At 55.9% G+C, this 16,858-nt stretch carries 16 protein-coding genes; 7 read left to right on the top strand and 9 right to left on the bottom strand.

Annotation, left to right across the window (positions count from 1 at the left end; translation table 11 throughout):
* Window position 1 precedes the first annotated feature (1 nt).
* The 4 genes from AC0JZ1_RS03660 to AC0JZ1_RS03645 all read right to left on the bottom strand — a co-directional run bounded on the left by AC0JZ1_RS03660 (window position 2) and on the right by AC0JZ1_RS03645 (window position 3,636).
* Window positions 2-1,138 carry a glycosyltransferase family protein gene (locus AC0JZ1_RS03660; protein ID WP_471883345.1) on the bottom strand — a complete coding sequence of 379 codons (1,137 nt, stop codon included), beginning with the start codon at window positions 1,136-1,138 and terminating at the stop codon, window positions 2-4.
* A 119-nt stretch (window positions 1,139-1,257) separates the two neighbouring features.
* The gene (gene exoK, locus AC0JZ1_RS03655; protein WP_471881078.1) at window positions 1,258-2,037 is read right to left on the bottom strand and encodes an endo-1,3-1,4-beta-glycanase ExoK; all 780 of its coding nucleotides are present in this window, start codon (window positions 2,035-2,037) and stop codon (window positions 1,258-1,260) included.
* A gap of 3 nt (window positions 2,038-2,040) precedes the next feature.
* Window positions 2,041-3,264 carry an acyltransferase family protein gene (locus AC0JZ1_RS03650; protein WP_471881077.1) on the bottom strand — a complete coding sequence of 408 codons (1,224 nt, stop codon included), beginning with the start codon at window positions 3,262-3,264 and terminating at the stop codon, window positions 2,041-2,043.
* A gap of 66 nt (window positions 3,265-3,330) precedes the next feature.
* Entirely contained in the window at window positions 3,331-3,636 is a 306-nt protein-coding gene (locus tag AC0JZ1_RS03645; protein WP_471881076.1) for a hypothetical protein, read from the bottom strand.
* Between the two features lie 166 nt (window positions 3,637-3,802).
* Between AC0JZ1_RS03645 and AC0JZ1_RS03640 the strand changes: the two genes are divergently transcribed.
* Both AC0JZ1_RS03640 and AC0JZ1_RS03635 read left to right on the top strand, forming a co-directional pair.
* Window positions 3,803-4,768, top strand: coding sequence for a glycosyltransferase family 2 protein (locus AC0JZ1_RS03640; RefSeq protein ID WP_471881075.1), 966 nt, complete (start codon window positions 3,803-3,805; stop codon window positions 4,766-4,768).
* A gap of 49 nt (window positions 4,769-4,817) precedes the next feature.
* Window positions 4,818-5,777, top strand: a complete 960-nt coding sequence (locus AC0JZ1_RS03635; protein WP_471881074.1) for a polysaccharide pyruvyl transferase family protein — start codon at window positions 4,818-4,820, stop codon at window positions 5,775-5,777.
* On the opposite strand, the gene AC0JZ1_RS03630 is transcribed toward AC0JZ1_RS03635, so the two are convergent.
* Window positions 5,768-6,781 (bottom strand): glycosyltransferase family 2 protein, encoded by a 1,014-nt coding sequence (locus AC0JZ1_RS03630; protein WP_471881073.1) that lies wholly within the window; start codon window positions 6,779-6,781, stop codon window positions 5,768-5,770. The two genes, AC0JZ1_RS03635 and AC0JZ1_RS03630, sit on opposite strands and share 10 nt — an antisense overlap.
* A gap of 75 nt (window positions 6,782-6,856) precedes the next feature.
* Window positions 6,857-7,150 carry an exopolysaccharide production repressor protein gene (locus tag AC0JZ1_RS03625; protein WP_471881072.1) on the bottom strand — a complete coding sequence of 98 codons (294 nt, stop codon included), beginning with the start codon at window positions 7,148-7,150 and terminating at the stop codon, window positions 6,857-6,859.
* Between the two features lie 669 nt (window positions 7,151-7,819).
* Here AC0JZ1_RS03625 and AC0JZ1_RS03620 point away from each other — a divergent pair.
* From AC0JZ1_RS03620 to AC0JZ1_RS03610, 3 genes are all read left to right on the top strand, one after another.
* A complete protein-coding gene (locus tag AC0JZ1_RS03620; protein ID WP_471881071.1) occupies window positions 7,820-8,500 on the top strand; it encodes a sugar transferase in 681 nt (226 codons plus the stop codon).
* A 123-nt stretch (window positions 8,501-8,623) separates the two neighbouring features.
* On the top strand, window positions 8,624-9,883 hold the full coding sequence (locus tag AC0JZ1_RS03615) for a polysaccharide biosynthesis/export family protein (protein ID WP_471881070.1): 1,260 nt from the start codon (window positions 8,624-8,626) through the stop codon (window positions 9,881-9,883).
* 6 nt (window positions 9,884-9,889) lie between these two features.
* Window positions 9,890-11,161 carry an O-antigen ligase family protein gene (locus tag AC0JZ1_RS03610; RefSeq protein ID WP_471881069.1) on the top strand — a complete coding sequence of 424 codons (1,272 nt, stop codon included), beginning with the start codon at window positions 9,890-9,892 and terminating at the stop codon, window positions 11,159-11,161.
* Window positions 11,162-11,163: 2 nt separating this feature from the next.
* Here AC0JZ1_RS03610 and AC0JZ1_RS03605 read toward each other — a convergent pair whose 3' ends face one another.
* The 3 genes from AC0JZ1_RS03605 to AC0JZ1_RS03595 form a co-directional block, all read right to left on the bottom strand.
* Complete coding sequence (locus tag AC0JZ1_RS03605; protein ID WP_471881068.1) at window positions 11,164-11,604, bottom strand: DUF4112 domain-containing protein; 441 nt, start codon at window positions 11,602-11,604, stop codon at window positions 11,164-11,166.
* A gap of 95 nt (window positions 11,605-11,699) precedes the next feature.
* Entirely contained in the window at window positions 11,700-13,232 is a 1,533-nt protein-coding gene (locus AC0JZ1_RS03600) for a UxaA family hydrolase (RefSeq protein ID WP_471881067.1), read from the bottom strand.
* Window positions 13,233-13,273: 41 nt separating this feature from the next.
* Window positions 13,274-13,969, bottom strand: a complete 696-nt coding sequence (locus tag AC0JZ1_RS03595; protein ID WP_471881066.1) for a FadR/GntR family transcriptional regulator — start codon at window positions 13,967-13,969, stop codon at window positions 13,274-13,276.
* A 244-nt stretch (window positions 13,970-14,213) separates the two neighbouring features.
* Between AC0JZ1_RS03595 and AC0JZ1_RS03590 the strand changes: the two genes are divergently transcribed.
* Both AC0JZ1_RS03590 and AC0JZ1_RS03585 read left to right on the top strand, forming a co-directional pair.
* The gene (locus AC0JZ1_RS03590) at window positions 14,214-15,749 is read left to right on the top strand and encodes a sugar ABC transporter ATP-binding protein (protein ID WP_471883344.1); all 1,536 of its coding nucleotides are present in this window, start codon (window positions 14,214-14,216) and stop codon (window positions 15,747-15,749) included.
* 21 nt (window positions 15,750-15,770) lie between these two features.
* A complete protein-coding gene (locus AC0JZ1_RS03585; RefSeq protein ID WP_471881065.1) occupies window positions 15,771-16,790 on the top strand; it encodes an ABC transporter permease in 1,020 nt (339 codons plus the stop codon).
* Window positions 16,791-16,858: the final 68 nt, after the last annotated feature.

Raw genomic sequence — 16,858 nt, 5'->3', positions numbered from 1 at the left:
TTTATCCTTCCGATTGCAGTTGTGACGAAACGGTTCGGCGAGAGGCATTGGCAGCTGTTGGCGGGAGTGCCGCCAATTGGCGGATCAGCGCCTCGCATTCATTGGCACCCACCATCCATTGCGATGCCTCGCTTTGACGCAATTGATCCATCAAGGTGAGATAATATTGTGGCGTGATATTGAAGAAACGGGTCGTCAGGCTGTCGGGATCTGCCCGCTCCAGCAACAGGCCCATGCCACGGCGTTGCAGGAAGCGGCCCGTCTCAGTCGACGCAAGCGCAATCGGAACTGCCCCGTGCAGCGAGCCTTCATAAAGCCGGTTGGGCAAAAGCCATTCGGAATTCAGCCCTTCTTCGAAGAAATCGATGGCCCAGACAAACTGCACCTCGCGATAAATATCGGCCAGATCCTCCGGGTTTTTATAGGCACCGTGGAAGCTCACATGCGGGCTGCGGGCAATCATGCCTTCGAAGTCGGAAAACTCATGCGGCGAGACACGTCCGCGAATGACAACCTCGACACGCCCATCCATTTCTTCGGCAAAACGGGACAATATATCGAAAGACTTCCGGCAGCGGATCGCGCCAAACCAGCCGATACGCCACGGCTCGCCCTCATCCGGCAGGCGCGGTTGCGGTGGCCACTCTGCGCTTGAACCTTCAAGTGCCAGCACCTTGTTTTCCAAAAGCAGAACCGGAAGGTCCAGGCCGGAAAGTGGCTTGAAATAGTTTTCGACAAAGGCTGGCGAACTGGTGGCCAAGAGCGATGCATGACGACCGAACTTGGCCTCCGCAGCCCGCAGGATTTTGCCCTTCATGCCCTGATCGAGCAACAATCGGTGAATATCCAGGCATTCATAGACCACCGGAATATTCCCACCGAAATGTGTGGACGCAGCCCCAGTGAGTGCCAGCATTTCCAGATTACGCGCAATCACCACGTCTGGCCGTGCCAATCCTTGGAGCAGACGGGAAAGGCCGAGCCTTGCCTTCACAACGGCTGAGACGCGCTGTGCCAGCCTGCCATCGGCGGTATGACCAAGAATGATTGTTTGGACACCGTCCAGATCAGCCAAACCGTTGCGATCCCTCTGGAAGCCAGCCACGCAAACCTTGGCACCGCCCGCCATCAGCATCATAACGCGCCGACGAATGGCCGGATCGGATAGATCGTGGGCGAGGTATAGAACGTTTAACGTCACGTCATCCAACTCCTTGGGCGCCCCATTTTTCAGGCATTGATTGGCAGGCTCGAATATCAGTTGATCTGGCAGGTCACGGATTCTGGAAACAGGCATTTTTCGCCGGGAGCAGTATAGGCAATGCGCTCCACTTCCATGCGGGATGGGCCATTGTACGCAAAAGTACCCATCCAGCTTTTCAAGGTGTCGCTGCCCCAGAGGCTCGCAAAAATCTTCTGCGGATGCTGCGGGATCTTGGAAGGATCAGTCACCTCCTGAACCAATTGGCCGTTCAGGTAATAGCGCAGCCGATCCTTCTCCCAGACAAAGGCGTAGTCGTTAAACCGGCTATCGGCACCGCCCTCGACGGGTACGAGCTTCTCGTTGCCGCCCTTGCCACCGATATACTGATTGACCTGAACCTCGTTCTGGTTCTTGCCCAGAACCTCAAAGTCGATCTCGTCATGCGGTTGCTTATCGGTCGGGCCGATATAGCTGAAGAACGCTGAATTAAGACCAGAACCCGAAGCCGCCTTCATGCGAATTTCGTAAGTGCCATAGCTGTAGCGCTTGCGGGTCTGCACCTCGCCGCAGACATAGGGACGATCTTTCATCGGTCGCTGTTCAAACGCCAGAGTTAGCTTCCCGCCTTCCACTTTCACCTGATCCTTGGACCAGTTGCAGTTCTGATGGCCGCCATTATTCCAACCGTCGGACACATACCATTGAGCCGGGTCCAACGTGTCGAAGTCCTCGACAAACGAACCACCCGTTTCCTGAGCATGGGCCGATGCGAAAGACACCACGAAAAGGGTGGTGGCGGAACATGCCAGGATTTTCAGTTTGCCGTTCATCATACGTCACCTCGTTTCCTGACCAATGGAAACCGTGCGGTTTCCAATCGTCTCACTGCTTCGGATTGCGGTTTGATTTGATTTTTTGCCGCGGCTTCCGGTGAGAATGTTGTAGACCACTGGGAAGTAGCGTTTGACGATGCGATGGCTTGCAACAATCACCGTGAAGGTGACCAGCACGGCGCCGATGTAGAAGACCGGGTATAGCGAGGCATCAGCGTATCGGTTCCAGAACATCCACAATACGACCAAGAGGGGGTAATGCGCGCAGAAGGTCCAGAAACTCAAGGTTCCGGTTTTCGAAAGCGCCTGCCCTGCCCGCGTCCTGATCAATGGCGCAGACAATATCCACACCAACAGCGCTCCCGCCACAGCCAGCAGATTTCGGGAAACGTGAAGGCCGGTTGGATAATCCGGCCCCTGTTTCAGAAGTCCAAGCGACAGGGCGAAGGACGTGAACAACAACACGGCGAAAGCAAGTGGCGCGTATTTATCCAGCACCTTCAAATCCAGCTTATGGATCGCGGCTGCGATGCCCAGAGTAAAGCTGAACAGGATCGAGTTCTTCAGGAAGATGACTGTGTCCAGCATCGGAAAGACAGCAAAGGCAAACAGCACGCCAAGTGTCATGGACGGAGCCTTGCGGACCAGAAACACCAGAACCGGCGACAAGAGAATGCACAACAAAAGGTCGCGCAGAAAATAAAGCGGCAGGTTCACGGGAAAATCGGAGAAAGCAAAAACGTAATCCAGCCAATCCGTGGCGCTTGCATGCCAAAGATCGGGGAAGTAGCCAATTCCCATGCCAACGCTTTGCACGGCTAGTACGAACAGGATCAGCGCGAAGTTCCAGATCATGAAGGGCAGCAACACAGTCCGGCTTTTGGAGGATAGCACACGACTGTAATTGAAGCTCTCGTAGCCCTTCTGGAACAGAAGGTAACCGGAAATGGCGCTGAGACACGGAACGCCGATTCGAAACAGGCTTTCGCCGAGATAGACCCTCAACCAATCGAATGGACTATCCGGCCCCACAAACGGGCTGGCATCAGCATCATACGGCACATGCACGAAAACGATGCCGCAAATCAGCAATATACGCATCAGATTGATACGAGCAGAAATATTCTGGTCGACTGTCAAACCGTCATCCCTGTTTTGTAGGTCACGCCTCCCCTCGCGACCCATTTCAGACAGAGCGGCGTGGCCACTCGCGAAGAGCAAAAGCATGACTTTTCCATTCGGGCAAAATGTGGCAGTGCAGCAAAAACTCAAGTTCGCATGGGGATAAAGATGTCACATAATCGGATTTTGACCAGCGAAATTTATGAGCTTGTTCCAATTTGCCTCAGTATTTTCAGGCTCTAACGTGTTGCTAACAACTGTGGAAAGGGCGGGCCTGGGAGGTCGAAAACAAGCTTTCCCAAAGTCGTTGTTTCTGTATTTTTTGGCCATCTCACTGATTTTCTTGATCGCAAAACCGTGATTGAGGCCGAAATGCGGCATGCTGCGAGTGTGGACTATTGCCGTGTCAGCCACGCATTCCGGATGAAATTTTGAATTCGCCTTATGTAGAGAGAACTTGGCAAGAACGCGTATCATTTTGCTTGCCCTCTTGCCGCAGTGCAAAATACGGCCCAATTTGCAACGCATAATGTGATGATGAATCCGAATTCGCGTTAGCCTCGGGCGAACGCACTTAAAGCTGAAGACACGGCACGTTTGCCGCCACCGAAGGCCCGATGGGCGACGATCTTAGGGGATCTGCATGGCGACAGTCACTGTTATCATACCCTTCTACCAGCGTGAGGCCGGGGTTCTTACCCGCGCGCTTCGCTCCATTTTTGCCCAGACCTATCAGGACTGGAATGTCATCGTCGTGGACGATGCTTCACCTCTGCCGGGAGGGCAGGAACTGGCGACACTGACGGATGAGGAGCGTGCCAGGATTCGGCTTATCACCCAGGAGAATGCTGGTCCGGGCGGTGCGCGAAACACCGGCCTCAACAATGTGGAGGCAGATAGCCGCTATATCGCCTTTCTCGATTCCGATGACATCTGGCTACCCACACATCTTCAGAATGCGGTCCAGGCGATGGATACCCTCAATGCGGATTGCTATTGGGCGTCCATGCAGGCGGACGAGGATTTCTACTACCACTTCGGTATGCGGGAACTGGAAAAGGAACCGGGCGTAACGCGCCTGATGGAGCAACCACTCATTCTCGACGTTCCGGACCTTGCCAGTGTCATGCTGAAGAACTGGAGCTTCCTGCACCTGTCCTGCATGCTGCTGGGTCGGCCCGTATTCGAGAAGGTTCGGTTTGAACCGACCCTGAGACTTGCGGCTGAAGACGTCCTCTTTTTCTGCGACAGTATTCTTGCAGCCAAGCGCCCCATTCTTTGTGATGACCCGGGTGCGGGGCGTGGCCGTGGCATCAACATCTTCCACGCCATCGACAACCAGTCGCCGCAGTTTCTCAAGCAGCAATTCAACACCTGGGTAGCGCTTGACCGGCTGGAGCAACGCTTTGCTGCGCGGCCAGACGATATCGCCTCCATAACCTCCTACAAGGATACGGCACGCAGGCAGGCTCTGTGGAGCCAGGCAGGGCTGGTGCGCAAGCGCAAGATTCCTGATCTTTCCATGCTTGCAAAATGGGTCATGCGCGATCCGGGCCTCATCAAAGCCGCGTTCCAATTGGGCGCGGGCAAGCTGAAGCCAGCATCGTGAGAGCACCGATGATCCGAATTCCCTTGAAAACAAAGCTGAAGGACAGGACATGAAGCCCTATTACTGGGAATCCCATCACGGCAATTTTGGTGACGACCTGAATCTTTGGCTGTGGGATTGGCTTTTGCCCGGCCTGCGAGAAAGCCATGACGATGTGATGCTCGTTGGGGTTGGCACGGTCTTGAACCCGGCACTCCTTCCCGCTGGCACGCGAAAGCTGGTCGTGGGCAGTGGTTATGGCTATGGCACGCCGCCTGACATTTCCGACAGAAACGAATGGGATGTGCGGGCTGTGCGCGGGCCGCTGACTGCCGATAAGCTTGGCCTGCCTGAAGAAATGGGCATCATCGATCCAGCCGTCATGGTCACGGACATGGATGAATTCCGAAACCTCCCAAAGCTACACACCCGAACCTTCATTCCCCACTGGGAATCGGCGGAATTCGGCATTTGGAAAGAGGCGTGCGAACTGGCAGGGTTGACCTATCTCGATCCGCGCGGTGAGGCAAAATCCGTTATCAAATCCATCGCGCAATCGGAGCTGATTGTGGCGGAATCCATGCATGGTGCAATTCTTGCGGATGCGTTTCGCGTTCCGTGGATTGCCATTTCCACATCGCGCCAGATCAACAGCTTCAAATGGTCGGACTGGGCAAACACAGTAGGCGTAAGCTACGCGCCGCGCTTCGTTCCCGTCACCACGCGCGCCGAAGCTGTACGCAAAAAGTCCCGCTTCTGGGGTATCGACTTTGGCCAGTCCTCATCGCAAGGCCATGGCCACGTTCAACCGTCAGGAGATGCGGCAACTGCACTGGCAGAGCCCCCTGCCCCTCCGGTGAAAATGGGCGGCTTGAAGGGTGTGGCAAAACAGGTTCTGGCCGCCCCCTCAACTCTGGCACTGTGGCAAGCCAGCAGGGTCGAGCCGCAACTTTCACCCGCAGGGCGGCTGGAGGAGCGGAAAGACCGCTTCGCCAGCGTGATTGAGGGCATACGCCGGGATTACTTCTGAGCCACCGGCACGCCGGGCAAAAGATAACGCAACTGACCAGCCGGAACCGGGCTTTCCGTTTCCGGCTTTGCCATGCGTGCTTCCAGCTTATCGCCCAAAACACCGGCTGCAACAACTGGCACTGCCGCCGGACGGCGCGCAAAGTGACGCAGCACCGCTGTCAGGCCGCCTTTGCTTTTGACATCGAGCGCTTCTCTTAGTTCAAACTTGCCCTTGATATGGCGTTCATGCTTCAGCACGACCGCTTTTTGCTCCGGCATTAACAGGCGTGGAGTAAGCCGCACTGCGCGTTCAGCCTCATAGAGCTTGCGTAGATCCTCTGTGCGATGGCGACCGCTGAGTGAATCTGCGCGCACCACGGCTGCATAACCGCAGTGATCGATCACCTTGTAGCGCGCGCCATGCGCGAGCGCCCGCAGATAGAGATCGTAATCCTCGCCAAGCCTCAGGTCCTCATTGTAGCGCAGGCCATGTCGATCAAGAAATTCACGTCGCATGATGGGCTTGAGAAAGCCGATTTCACCACGGCGCATGCCACGGCGAGAAATATTGCCCTCTACGAATTCCGTCAGCGTCAGTTTGCGGCTTCTGGCATGAAACCGCTCGGGCTCAATCGGTTTAGAAGGATCGTGGTGGATGAAGCCGATATTATCAGCAATCAGATCCCAATCTCCTTCCGCCAGCATCGGTGCAAACCGACCGGAAAAAAAGAAGTCGTCCGCGTCCAGAATGCCGATGAAGGGAGAGGTTGATGCTTCAATAGCCGCGTTGCGCGCAGCTGACGGGCCGCGGTTGACGTCAAAGCGGATGACCCGCAATCGTCCCGAACCATCATCGGCCGCTCGTGCCGCACCGCTCGTATCATCCGAGGAACCGTCATCGACGACGACGACTTCTGCCACTGCCGTTTCACGTAGGGCCGACGCTATGGCTTTGCCAATCGTATCGCTGGAATCCTTGGCGGCAATGATGATGCATACATCCGCCTCTGCCGAACCTGTCATGCGAGCCTCCATGGATCGTTGAGGAATTCACATGAAACTAGGATGTTGGCCATGATATGGAAGTGTGAATCTTTATCAGGAACGATCGCCGATATGCAGCTTCGAAGCGGGGTTGGCGCGCAGATCGTCACCGCGCAGCCCCTCTGCGCCCCGTGAAGCACCAGAAGCATCTTTCAAGTTTTTCTGACGATCAAGTTGCTCACGACGAACTAGAAAAACAATACAGCCGAAATAGCCGAGCTGGAGAATCACCGCGCAGAGCGCTGTCTGCCACAGTGTTGAGAACACAGAAGCAGTGATAAAGTAGATGGCCCCAGCAAAAACAACCAAAACGGCGGCCATGCTGGCCAAAGCGCGGGGTCCGTACATCATGTTCCTCCAGAATGCGCCAGGATCATAGTATTATCCCGTCGCGTTCTTCATCTTCGCCCCGACACAACCTCACTCACCGGCACGCAAGGAAAGCCATTATCATATTTATAGCCTGCCTTTCCATGAATAATTGTTAAATTGTGTACACAAACGCGAAATCGCCTCCGCCCAGCTTCCGCCTCATTCCGGACAGCACCCTGCCTTGATCGCCGTGAGCGGTACATGCAAATCTGTTAACTCAATCAAAATTTGTTACATAGAAATCGATTGAAATGCCTGCTTGTTTGCGTTGCACAATAAGCATCGCACCGCACAAGATTCCACCATTCGCACCAACCGCGCATGAAAAAGTGAGCGATTGACAGAATTTATCTGGTTGTAGCCCGAACGATTTCCGAGCCTTCATTGATTTATAAAAGATAAAGTCCGAAACTCTTCTTAAGAAGACTGCGCGATATACATAATAGAATTTGATGAATTACACATTCTATACAGCTAGATATAAAAGCATTACAAAAGGAATTGCCATGTTGAACCGGGGAATCCGGTCTCTGTAACAGTGTGATTCAAAAAAATGACTGGCAACAAATTCCGAACACACAATTATTATCTCTTGAAAGTCGCCGAAAGGCACCGACCACTCGCAACAGCTATGGAGTCCTCTCTATGAAGTCCGCGACACGATCGGCAGGTTCGCCGCTCAACTCGACCGATGAAATGCAGCTCGCATTTCCAACAGGCGGTCTTGCGAAGAGGAGTTTTGACGTTACGGCAGCAGTGCTTGCCCTCATCGTCTTTAGCCCCCTCTTTCTCATGATCATGGCCTTGGTGAAGTTCACCGATGGAGGCAGCGTTTTCTACGGCCACAAACGCGTCGGCCATAACGGGCGCTATTTCAAGTGCCTCAAGTTCCGCACCATGGTGCCGAATGGGGATGAGGTGCTGCGCAAATATCTGGCCAGCAACCCGGAAGCCGCCGACGAATGGCGTGCCACCCGAAAGCTGAAGAACGACCCGCGTGTCACCACAGTTGGTACGGTTCTGCGCAAGCTGAGCCTGGATGAGCTTCCGCAGCTCATCAACATCATCCGTGGTGAAATGAGTGTTGTTGGCCCCCGTCCCGTGGTGGATGAGGAACTGCACCTCTACGATAATTTCGCTGTCTACTACCTCAAGACCCGCCCCGGTCTGACTGGCCTGTGGCAGATCAGCGGTCGTAACGATGTGTCCTATGAAAGCCGCATCGCATTCGATACGCAGTATGTGCAAAACTGGTCGCTGCGGACTGACTTTGCCATCATCGTCAAAACCATTCCCGCCGTTTGCCTGTCACGGGGCAGCTATTAAGCGCCCCGTCTTCCCTTCGCAAAATATCCTGTTTGCCTGACAGTGCAGTTATCCATTTTCCGTGAACCAATTGGCCAGTTGAGCATTTTCAACCGGTTTCATTCTGTATTTTGAGGAGCGTCCATGCCGGCACGAGCCAAAACTTCCACTGTGTGTCTGACGCAACGGGCATCCGTTGCATTGGCGCTTGGGATTTCTCTGCTTGCAACTCCGCTTCTGGCCGCAGACGCCTATCGCCTCGGGGTGATGGACAAGATCCATGTTCGTGTGGCGGGCTGGGAGCCGACGGCTGGCACGATGCAGAATTGGGAAGCATTGAGCGGAGACTACACGGTCGGGCCGTCTGGCGCGGTGTCCCTGCCATTCATCGGCAACCTTGATGCCAGCGGCAAGACGCCGGAAGAGTTGGGCAAGGAAGTTGCGGAGAAGCTGCAACAGCAGCTTGCCCTTCGCAGCCAGCCATCCGCTTCCGTGGAAATCGCACAATATCGCCCGGTCTTCCTCGCAGGGGATGTGAACACGCCGGGATCGTACCCGTTCGCGCCCAATCTGACGGTTCTCAAAGCGGTCAGCCTGAGTGGCGGTCTTCGCCGCTCGGAATCGGGTCAGCGTTTTGCCCGCGATTTCATCAACGCGCAGGGCGATATGGTCGTCTACGATTCTTCTCGCGCCCGTCTCGTTGCTCGCCACGCCCGTCTCCAGACGGAGATGGAAGGCGGCACAGAGATCAAGATGCCGAAGGAATTGGAGAAGGTTCCCAATGCCGCTGAATTGATCCGCAGCGAAGCAGCCCTGATGAAGCAGCGCCGCGACCGCTACGATCTCCAGCTAAAGGCGCTGGCCGATCTGAAATCTCTTCTGCAGACGGAAGTGGAAGCGCTTCAGAAAAAGAGCGAAACCCAGAACCGGCAGCTGGAAATTGTCCAGAAAGACCGCGACAAGGTACGCGGTCTTAGCGAACAGGGCCTGGCACTCAGCACACGCATGATTTCCGCTGAAGAGCGCACTGCCGAGATCCAGACCCAGCTTCTGGATATCGACACCAATATTCTGCGCGCCAAGCAGCAGATCACCCAAGCCAATCAGGACGAAATCAACCTTCGCAACGATTGGGAAGCCCAGCGCGCCAAGGAATTGCAGGACACGGAGGCTGAACTCGAAAAGCTCAACCTGCAAATTACCACCAGCCGCCAGCTCATGGGTGAAGCCATGGCCCAATCGGCGGAAGCACTTAAGTTCGATCCGACCGGTCGCGCTACAAATATCAAATACACTATCGTTCGCGATCAGGGCGAAGGTCCGAAGGAAATTGCCGCCGATGAAACGACACCGGTTCTGCCGGGCGACGTTATCAAGGTCACATCCGAACTTCTTATGCAGTAACGCACCATGAAGATTGCCAAGGTCAGCCTGATCGATCCAGATCGGAATGCCGTCTATGCAACGGCAGCCGTGGCACTCTCGTTCTTTGTGTTCGCCTATTCCAGCCGCTTTGGCCAGATCTCCATTCTGGCCTATTATGGGCTCTGGCTGCCGCTCCTTCTGGTGGATTACAAGCGGGTTATCGGCCACCCGGGCCGATATCTCTGGATATTTGCCTTTCCCATTCTCTGTTTTCTTTCCAGCTTCTGGTCGGCGGCTCCTGGCGTGTCGCTGCGCGCATCGATCCAGTATCTGACGCATGTGATGTGCGCGCTGATCATCCTGCGCACGGTCAGCGTCCCTACCCTTGTCAAAGGTGCTTTGATTGGCTGCCTGATCGTACTGATCTATTCCAAGCTCTTCGGCTATTACGCCTATGACCCGATGGACGGCACCTACAGCTTTGTCGGGGCTTTTTCATCGAAGAACCAGCTTGGCTTTTACGCGTCGCTTGGGCTCCTCTTCACCTATTGCGCGGTCATGGTGCTGCGCTTGCCGCTTGTATGGCTGGGTGTGGCTGGCATGACGGGAGCTCTTTCTGGCTATTCGATCTTTGCTTCGCAATCGGCGACCTCGGTGCTCACCACCTTTGCCATATTGGCAGCAGTCGCAGGTTTACAGGTTCTATCCCGGCTGGCCCCCAATTTCCGCAAGCTGATCTTTTTTGGCGGCTTGATCATCGCCGTACTTGGCATCAACGCTGCCCTGGCAGGTGGTGCGGCAGATGCTATCCTTGGCCTGTTCGGCAAGGATTCCACGCTCACCGGCCGCACCTATCTTTGGGCGCAAGGCATGGAAGCAGCAAGAATGCACCCTGCCTTCGGTATTGGCTATCAGGCCTACTGGGTTCAAGGCTTCCCGGATGCGGAACGTCTGTGGGAAGATTTCTTTATCACCTCGCGCAGCGGCTTCCACTTCCACAACACCTATATCGAAACCACGGTTGAGACCGGGTTGGTGGGCTTGCTGATACTCATCGTCACGCTTCTGACGCCGCTGATCGTAAACCTGAAACGCATCTTGCATGATGCTCGCAACCCACAAGCCAAGGTGATGTTCGCCGTTTCAGCTCTGCTTCTGGTGCGTTCCTTCGTGGAGATTGATGTGATCTTCCCCTATCAGGTTGGGTCTTTCCTGATGTTCTTTGCCGCCGGTCAAATCACTCTGAGGCGGCGTGGATACAATGCGAGCCCAATTGTCGTGCGAAACATTCGGGCTCACCGGGTCCATCTCGCCTAAGGTCAGAAGGCGCGAGCCGTTTTCAGCTTTTCACCGTCCAGCCCAAAATGATCCAGGATCATCTGCACGTTGCGGCGATGGGATTTGAAGTAGAGATCGAAGACATCGCCCAACAGCGGAACGCTGCCCAAGACCGCATCCACCCCCACATTGCCCGCCATTTGCGCAAGCTTCTGTGGCGGAAGACCAAGACGTCGCGCCTCATTGATGATGTAGGCGCCGATAAGTGCGCCGCTCGCATCGCCAATGACTGGCACGAGACCAAGCACCGACTCCGCACCGAAGCGAGTGCCGAGCAAGGGAAGCCGGATGGCCGTATCCATAAGACGGGCAAGTCGCACCAAACGGGTAATGCGTCTCAGGCGATCCGCATCCAACGCATCTGTGGACTCAACTTTAGCATTCGCGAACCCATTCCAACCCTGCGCACCAGCATGAACCATAACCAGTCTCCGCTCAATCGCTGCCTCATGCAGCGAAAGAAGAAATGGGAAGGCCCTATGAAGGATACAATAGGAATATCACGCAATGCTAATGATTAGGTGACTGCACCGACCTGCCATGGCACGAATTCGTTATCGCCGTAGTCGTAAATCTCGCTGAGGGTCTGCTGGCCGGAAGCAACCGCGATGATGTGCTCGAAAATGCGCTCCCCCGATTGCTCGATGGTCTCATCTCCGGTGACGATGCCACCGCAGTTAAGATCCATGTCCTCCTTCATATGCTCGTACATCTCGGTATTCGTGGCAATCTTGATGCACGGTGCGGGCTTGAAGCCAGAAACAGAACCACGCCCGGTGGTAAAGCAGATCACGTTGCAGCCGCCGGCCACCTGCCCGGTCACAGCCACGGGATCGTAACCTGGGGTATCCATGAACACGAAACCCGGCTCGGTTACGGTTTCCGCAAACTCATACACGGCCTTCAATGGCATGGAGCCACCCTTGGCAACGGCACCCAGTGACTTTTCCAGGATCGTGGTCAGGCCACCCAGTTTATTGCCATGCGAAGGGTTGTTGTTCAGTTCATCGCCGTTGCGGGCGGTATAATCCCGCCACCATTCAATGCGGTCGAGAAGCTTTTGCGCCACGGCAGGCGTGATGGCACGGCGGGTTAGAAGATGTTCAGCACCATAAATTTCCGGCGTCTCAGCCAATACAGTCGTCCCGCCGTGGCGAACGAGAAGATCAGAAGCGTAGCCCAGTGCCGGATTAGCCGATATGCCGGAATAGCCATCGGAGCCTCCGCATTCCAGCGCCAGCTTCAGCTTCGACAAAGGCTGCGGCGTACGATGTGCAGCGTTGACTGTCGGCAGCATTTCCTTGACGATCTCAATGGCTGCATCGATGGTTTTTTTCGTGCCGCCATATTGCTGGATCGTCATGGTCCGCAGCCGGTCTCCCTCCTCCATCCGATAATGTTCGAGGATCGGGCCAATCTGGTTCGTCTCGCAGCCGAGACCGATCATCAGGATGCCGCCGAAATTGGGATGCCGCGCATAGCCCTGAATGGTGCGGATCAGAAGTCTATAGCCTTCTGACTTGTTGTTGAGCGCACAGCCGCCACCATGGGTGAGAGCAACCACGCCATCAATATTGTCGAATCCATCCAAACCGCCCATGCGGTTGAAGTAATCGGCTATGTAGCGGGACACCGTGGCGGAACAGTTGACCGACGAAATGATGCCGATAAAATTACGGGTGCCGGCACCGCCAATGCCACGATCAAACCCCATGAAGGTGCGGCGCTCGGCGACCGGCAGCATGCCTTTTTCTTCAGTATCGACGCAGAACTGATGCTCGTGCTCGGACGGCAGCATGGCCAGATTGTGCAAATGCACATGGGCTCCAGCCTCGATATCCTGCGTGGCCAGACCAATAATCTGCCCGTATTTGCGCACTTCCTGACCTTGAAGGATTGGTCGAACGGCAAGCTTGTGCCCACGCGGAATTTGCGTCGAGGCAACCAAACCATGGAGGCCCGTTGCGGCACCAGCGGGAATGGCATGGCGCGCCACGGCAACATCATCGATCCCATTCAACAGAATGACGGGTGAAACAGTATCCAGCATTGAGCCTCCTCCCCGGAGGAATGTCTTGTTTGATGTCTTGTTCAGCGCGGCTCGCTATCCAGCCAGCGCCGACGTGATTCATCCAGATGCGCATGCATCCGCGCCTGGGCGAGCAGCGGGTCACGCGCTTCAAGCGCTGCATAGATCGCTTCATGTTCCCCAAGCGCCAGGTTCCATGTGTCAGGCGTCTCGAAATGCTCTCGCAATTGCGTGGAGATAGGGCTGTGGCGCTCGTCGAAAAGCTCGCCGACGAGGCGGGTCAACACGCTATTGCCTGCTTGGGCCGCGACCGCCAGATGAAACTGCCGATCCTGCTCCACCGGTTTGCGTCCCTCGGCAATCTCATGCCGCATGGCGTCGAGTACCTGGCGAATGGACTTTAAGCCCTCAGTTGTCATACGCGCACAAGCCGACACGACAACCGCACCTTCCAGCGCGGAACGCGCTTCCATCAACTCGACGGGACTTTCTCCCATCGAGCCAGAATTGCCGGTTTTTCGTTCCGTCGTCCCAACGACATAAACGCCCGACCCCATCCGGATTTCGACGGTGCCATCGATTTCGAGCGCGATCAGCGCCTCTCGCAGCGAAGGACGCGACACACCCAATTGCTGCGCCAATTCCCGCTCGGCAGGGAGCCTTTGCCCGAGACGAAATTCTCCCGTCTGGATCAATGCGCGGATCTGGTCTGCTACCTGCTGGTAAAGCCGCCGCTCGCTTGTTCGAATTCCATTCATGAAGTTTCCGCCCATCTGGCCTTACCATATCGTTGGGAAACACAACTGGCAAGACCATAAGAATCGCCGTTTTCCGGCATTTAATGCCTTCATCTCTACAAACATAATGCTATGCGCATAAATTGGCTTGACCACTTTGGTCAGGCCGCTTACCAATATGCCCGTCGCTGGGGTGGAGCTTGTGCGGCAAAGTGCGAGGAGGATGAAATCCGTGACAGAGGCTCGAAGCCTTCATACTGGAGCGATGGAAGCCGGAAACGGCTTGTCCATTGATGCATCCCAGCCAGTGCTGGTTCTGGAAAATATCCGCAAGGAATTTCCAAGCGTCGTGGCGCTGGCCGACGTCAGCTTCGATCTGCGGCGCGGCGAAGTTCACGCAGTTTGCGGCGAAAACGGCGCTGGCAAATCCACCTTGATGAAAATCATCAGCGGCGTTTATACGCCAACCTCGGGCCGCATTCTCTATAAGGGAGAGGAACGACAGTTCTCGACACCGCTTGAGGCAGAGCGCATCGGCATTGCCATTATCCACCAGGAACTCAACCTCGTCCCGCACCTCACCGTGGCGGAAAACATCTATCTGGCCCGCGAGCCTCGCAAGGGCTTTCTGGTGGATCGTAAAAAACTGAAGCAGGATGCGCAGGCCTGCCTTAACCGGCTGGGCGTCCAGATTTCACCCGATACACTGGTGCGCCAGCTTTCCGTTGCCCAATGCCAGATGGTGGAAATCGCCAAGGCGCTTTCGCTCAATGCCGAAGTGCTTATCATGGATGAGCCGACCTCGTCGCTGACGGAGCAGGAAACCCGGCTGCTGTTCAAGGTCATCCACGACCTCAAATCCTCCGGCGTTGGCATTATCTATATCTCCCACCGGCTGGATGAGATGGCCGAAATCGTGGACCGCGTAACCGTGTTGCGTGACGGGCGCTATGTAGCGACCAATGATTTTGCCGCGACCAGCGTGGATGATATCGTTGCCAAAATGGTAGGCAGGTCGCTGGAAGAGAAGTTTCCTGAGCGGACCTCGACACCAAGCGAGGAGGTTCTCTTCCGCGCCGAAGGTCTGACCAGAAATGGCGTATTCAACAATATCAGCTTCACACTGCGCCGAGGTGAAATCCTGGGCTTTGCCGGATTGATGGGGGCTGGACGCACCGAGGTTGCGCGCGCCATTTTCGGCGCGGACCCACTTGATGCCGGAACGGTTTCGCTAGGCGATCAGGTCTTATCGATCACGTCTCCCCGCGATGCGATCTCTGCCGGGCTTGCCTACCTTTCGGAAGATCGAAAGGCGCAAGGACTGGCGATCAAGATGCCGGTCGATGCCAATATGACCCTTGCCAATATGGAAGAAGTGTCGAGCCGCTTTGGCCTGATCAACTTTCGCAAGCATGCGCAGGTGGCCAAGGAATATGTCGACCTCCTGAATGTCCGCACGCCCTCGATCAAGCAGCCAGTGAGGCTTCTGTCCGGCGGCAATCAGCAGAAGATCATCATCGGCAAATGGCTGTTTCGCAAATCGCGCATTCTCTTCTTCGATGAACCCACGCGCGGCATCGACGTGGGCGCGAAATTTGCCATCTACAAGATCATGGATGAGCTGGCGCGGGAGGGCATCGGGGTCGTTCTCATCAGCTCCGAACTGCCGGAAATCTTAGGCATGACCGATCGCGTGGCCGTGTTTCACAACGGCAGGATTACCGGGGTTCTGGAAACTGCCCGCACCAATCAGGAAGAAATCATGCGCTATGCGTCGGGCTACGGCCCGGGCGCCCGCTGAATGCCGAATTGAGGTTAGACTATGAGTGCACCCATTGAGCCCAAGAGCGGACGCCTGACCGACCGGCAAAAGGATATCATCCAGAAGTTTGCAGCCCTTGGCAGTCTCTTCGTTCTGGTCGCCGTGTTCTCGCTGACCAGCAATGCCTTCTTTACCGTCAACAACGGCATGACGATTGCACTGCAAGTCACATCCATCGCGCTGCTCGGCATCGGGGCCACCTGCGTCATCATCACCGGCGGCATCGATTTGTCAGTGGGCTCCGTGCTGGCGCTGGCGGGCGTGGTGGCGGCACTCTGTGTGAAAGAGCTTGGTTTCCCGGTTCCACTGGCGATGCTGATCGGCATTCTGACCGGCTCCGCCTGCGGCCTGATCAACGGCATTCTCGTCACCCGCATGAAGCTGCCCCCCTTTATTGCAACGCTCGGCATGATGCTGATCGCAAGAGGCGTCGCCCTTCAGATCACCGGCGCACGCGCTGTCTCCGGCCTTGGGGAAAGCTTTGGCGTGCTGGGCAATGGTTCGCTCTTTCGCATCGTCACCATTGGGGATGATGGCTTCCCGAACGTCGTCTTTCCAGGCATCCCTTACCCGGTCATCCTGATGATCGTCATTGCGATTGCGGTCTCCTTCATGCTGAACCGCTCGGTGCTTGGACGCCACATCTATTCCGTCGGCTCCAATATTGAGGCTGCACGTCTATCCGGCGTCAATGTCGCCCGCGTCACCACCTTTACTTATGTACTTTCGGGAACGCTCGCTGGCCTTACCGGCTGCGTGCTGATGTCGCGCCTCGTCACGGCCCAGCCAAACGAGGGCGTGATGTATGAACTCGATGCGATTGCAAGCGCCGTCATCGGCGGCACCTCCCTGATTGGCGGCGTCGGCACGATTTCCGGCACGGCCATTGGCGCCTTCGTCATCGGCATCCTGCGCAACGGCCTTAACATGAACGGCGTCTCCGCCTTCACACAGCAGATCATCATCGGCCTCGTCATTCTGGTCACCGTCTGGATCGACCAGCTGCGAAACCGCCGCTGAAGAAGGGTGCGGACCCTTTTCCGCGAAAAATCGGGAGCGGGGAGCTCCCTCGAAGCCGCCAATGGAGG

It is taken from the genome of Affinirhizobium capsici (genome assembly GCF_977018625.1).
The sequence above is the reverse complement of the archived record's forward strand: the minus strand, read 5'-3'. Positions and strand labels throughout refer to the sequence as shown.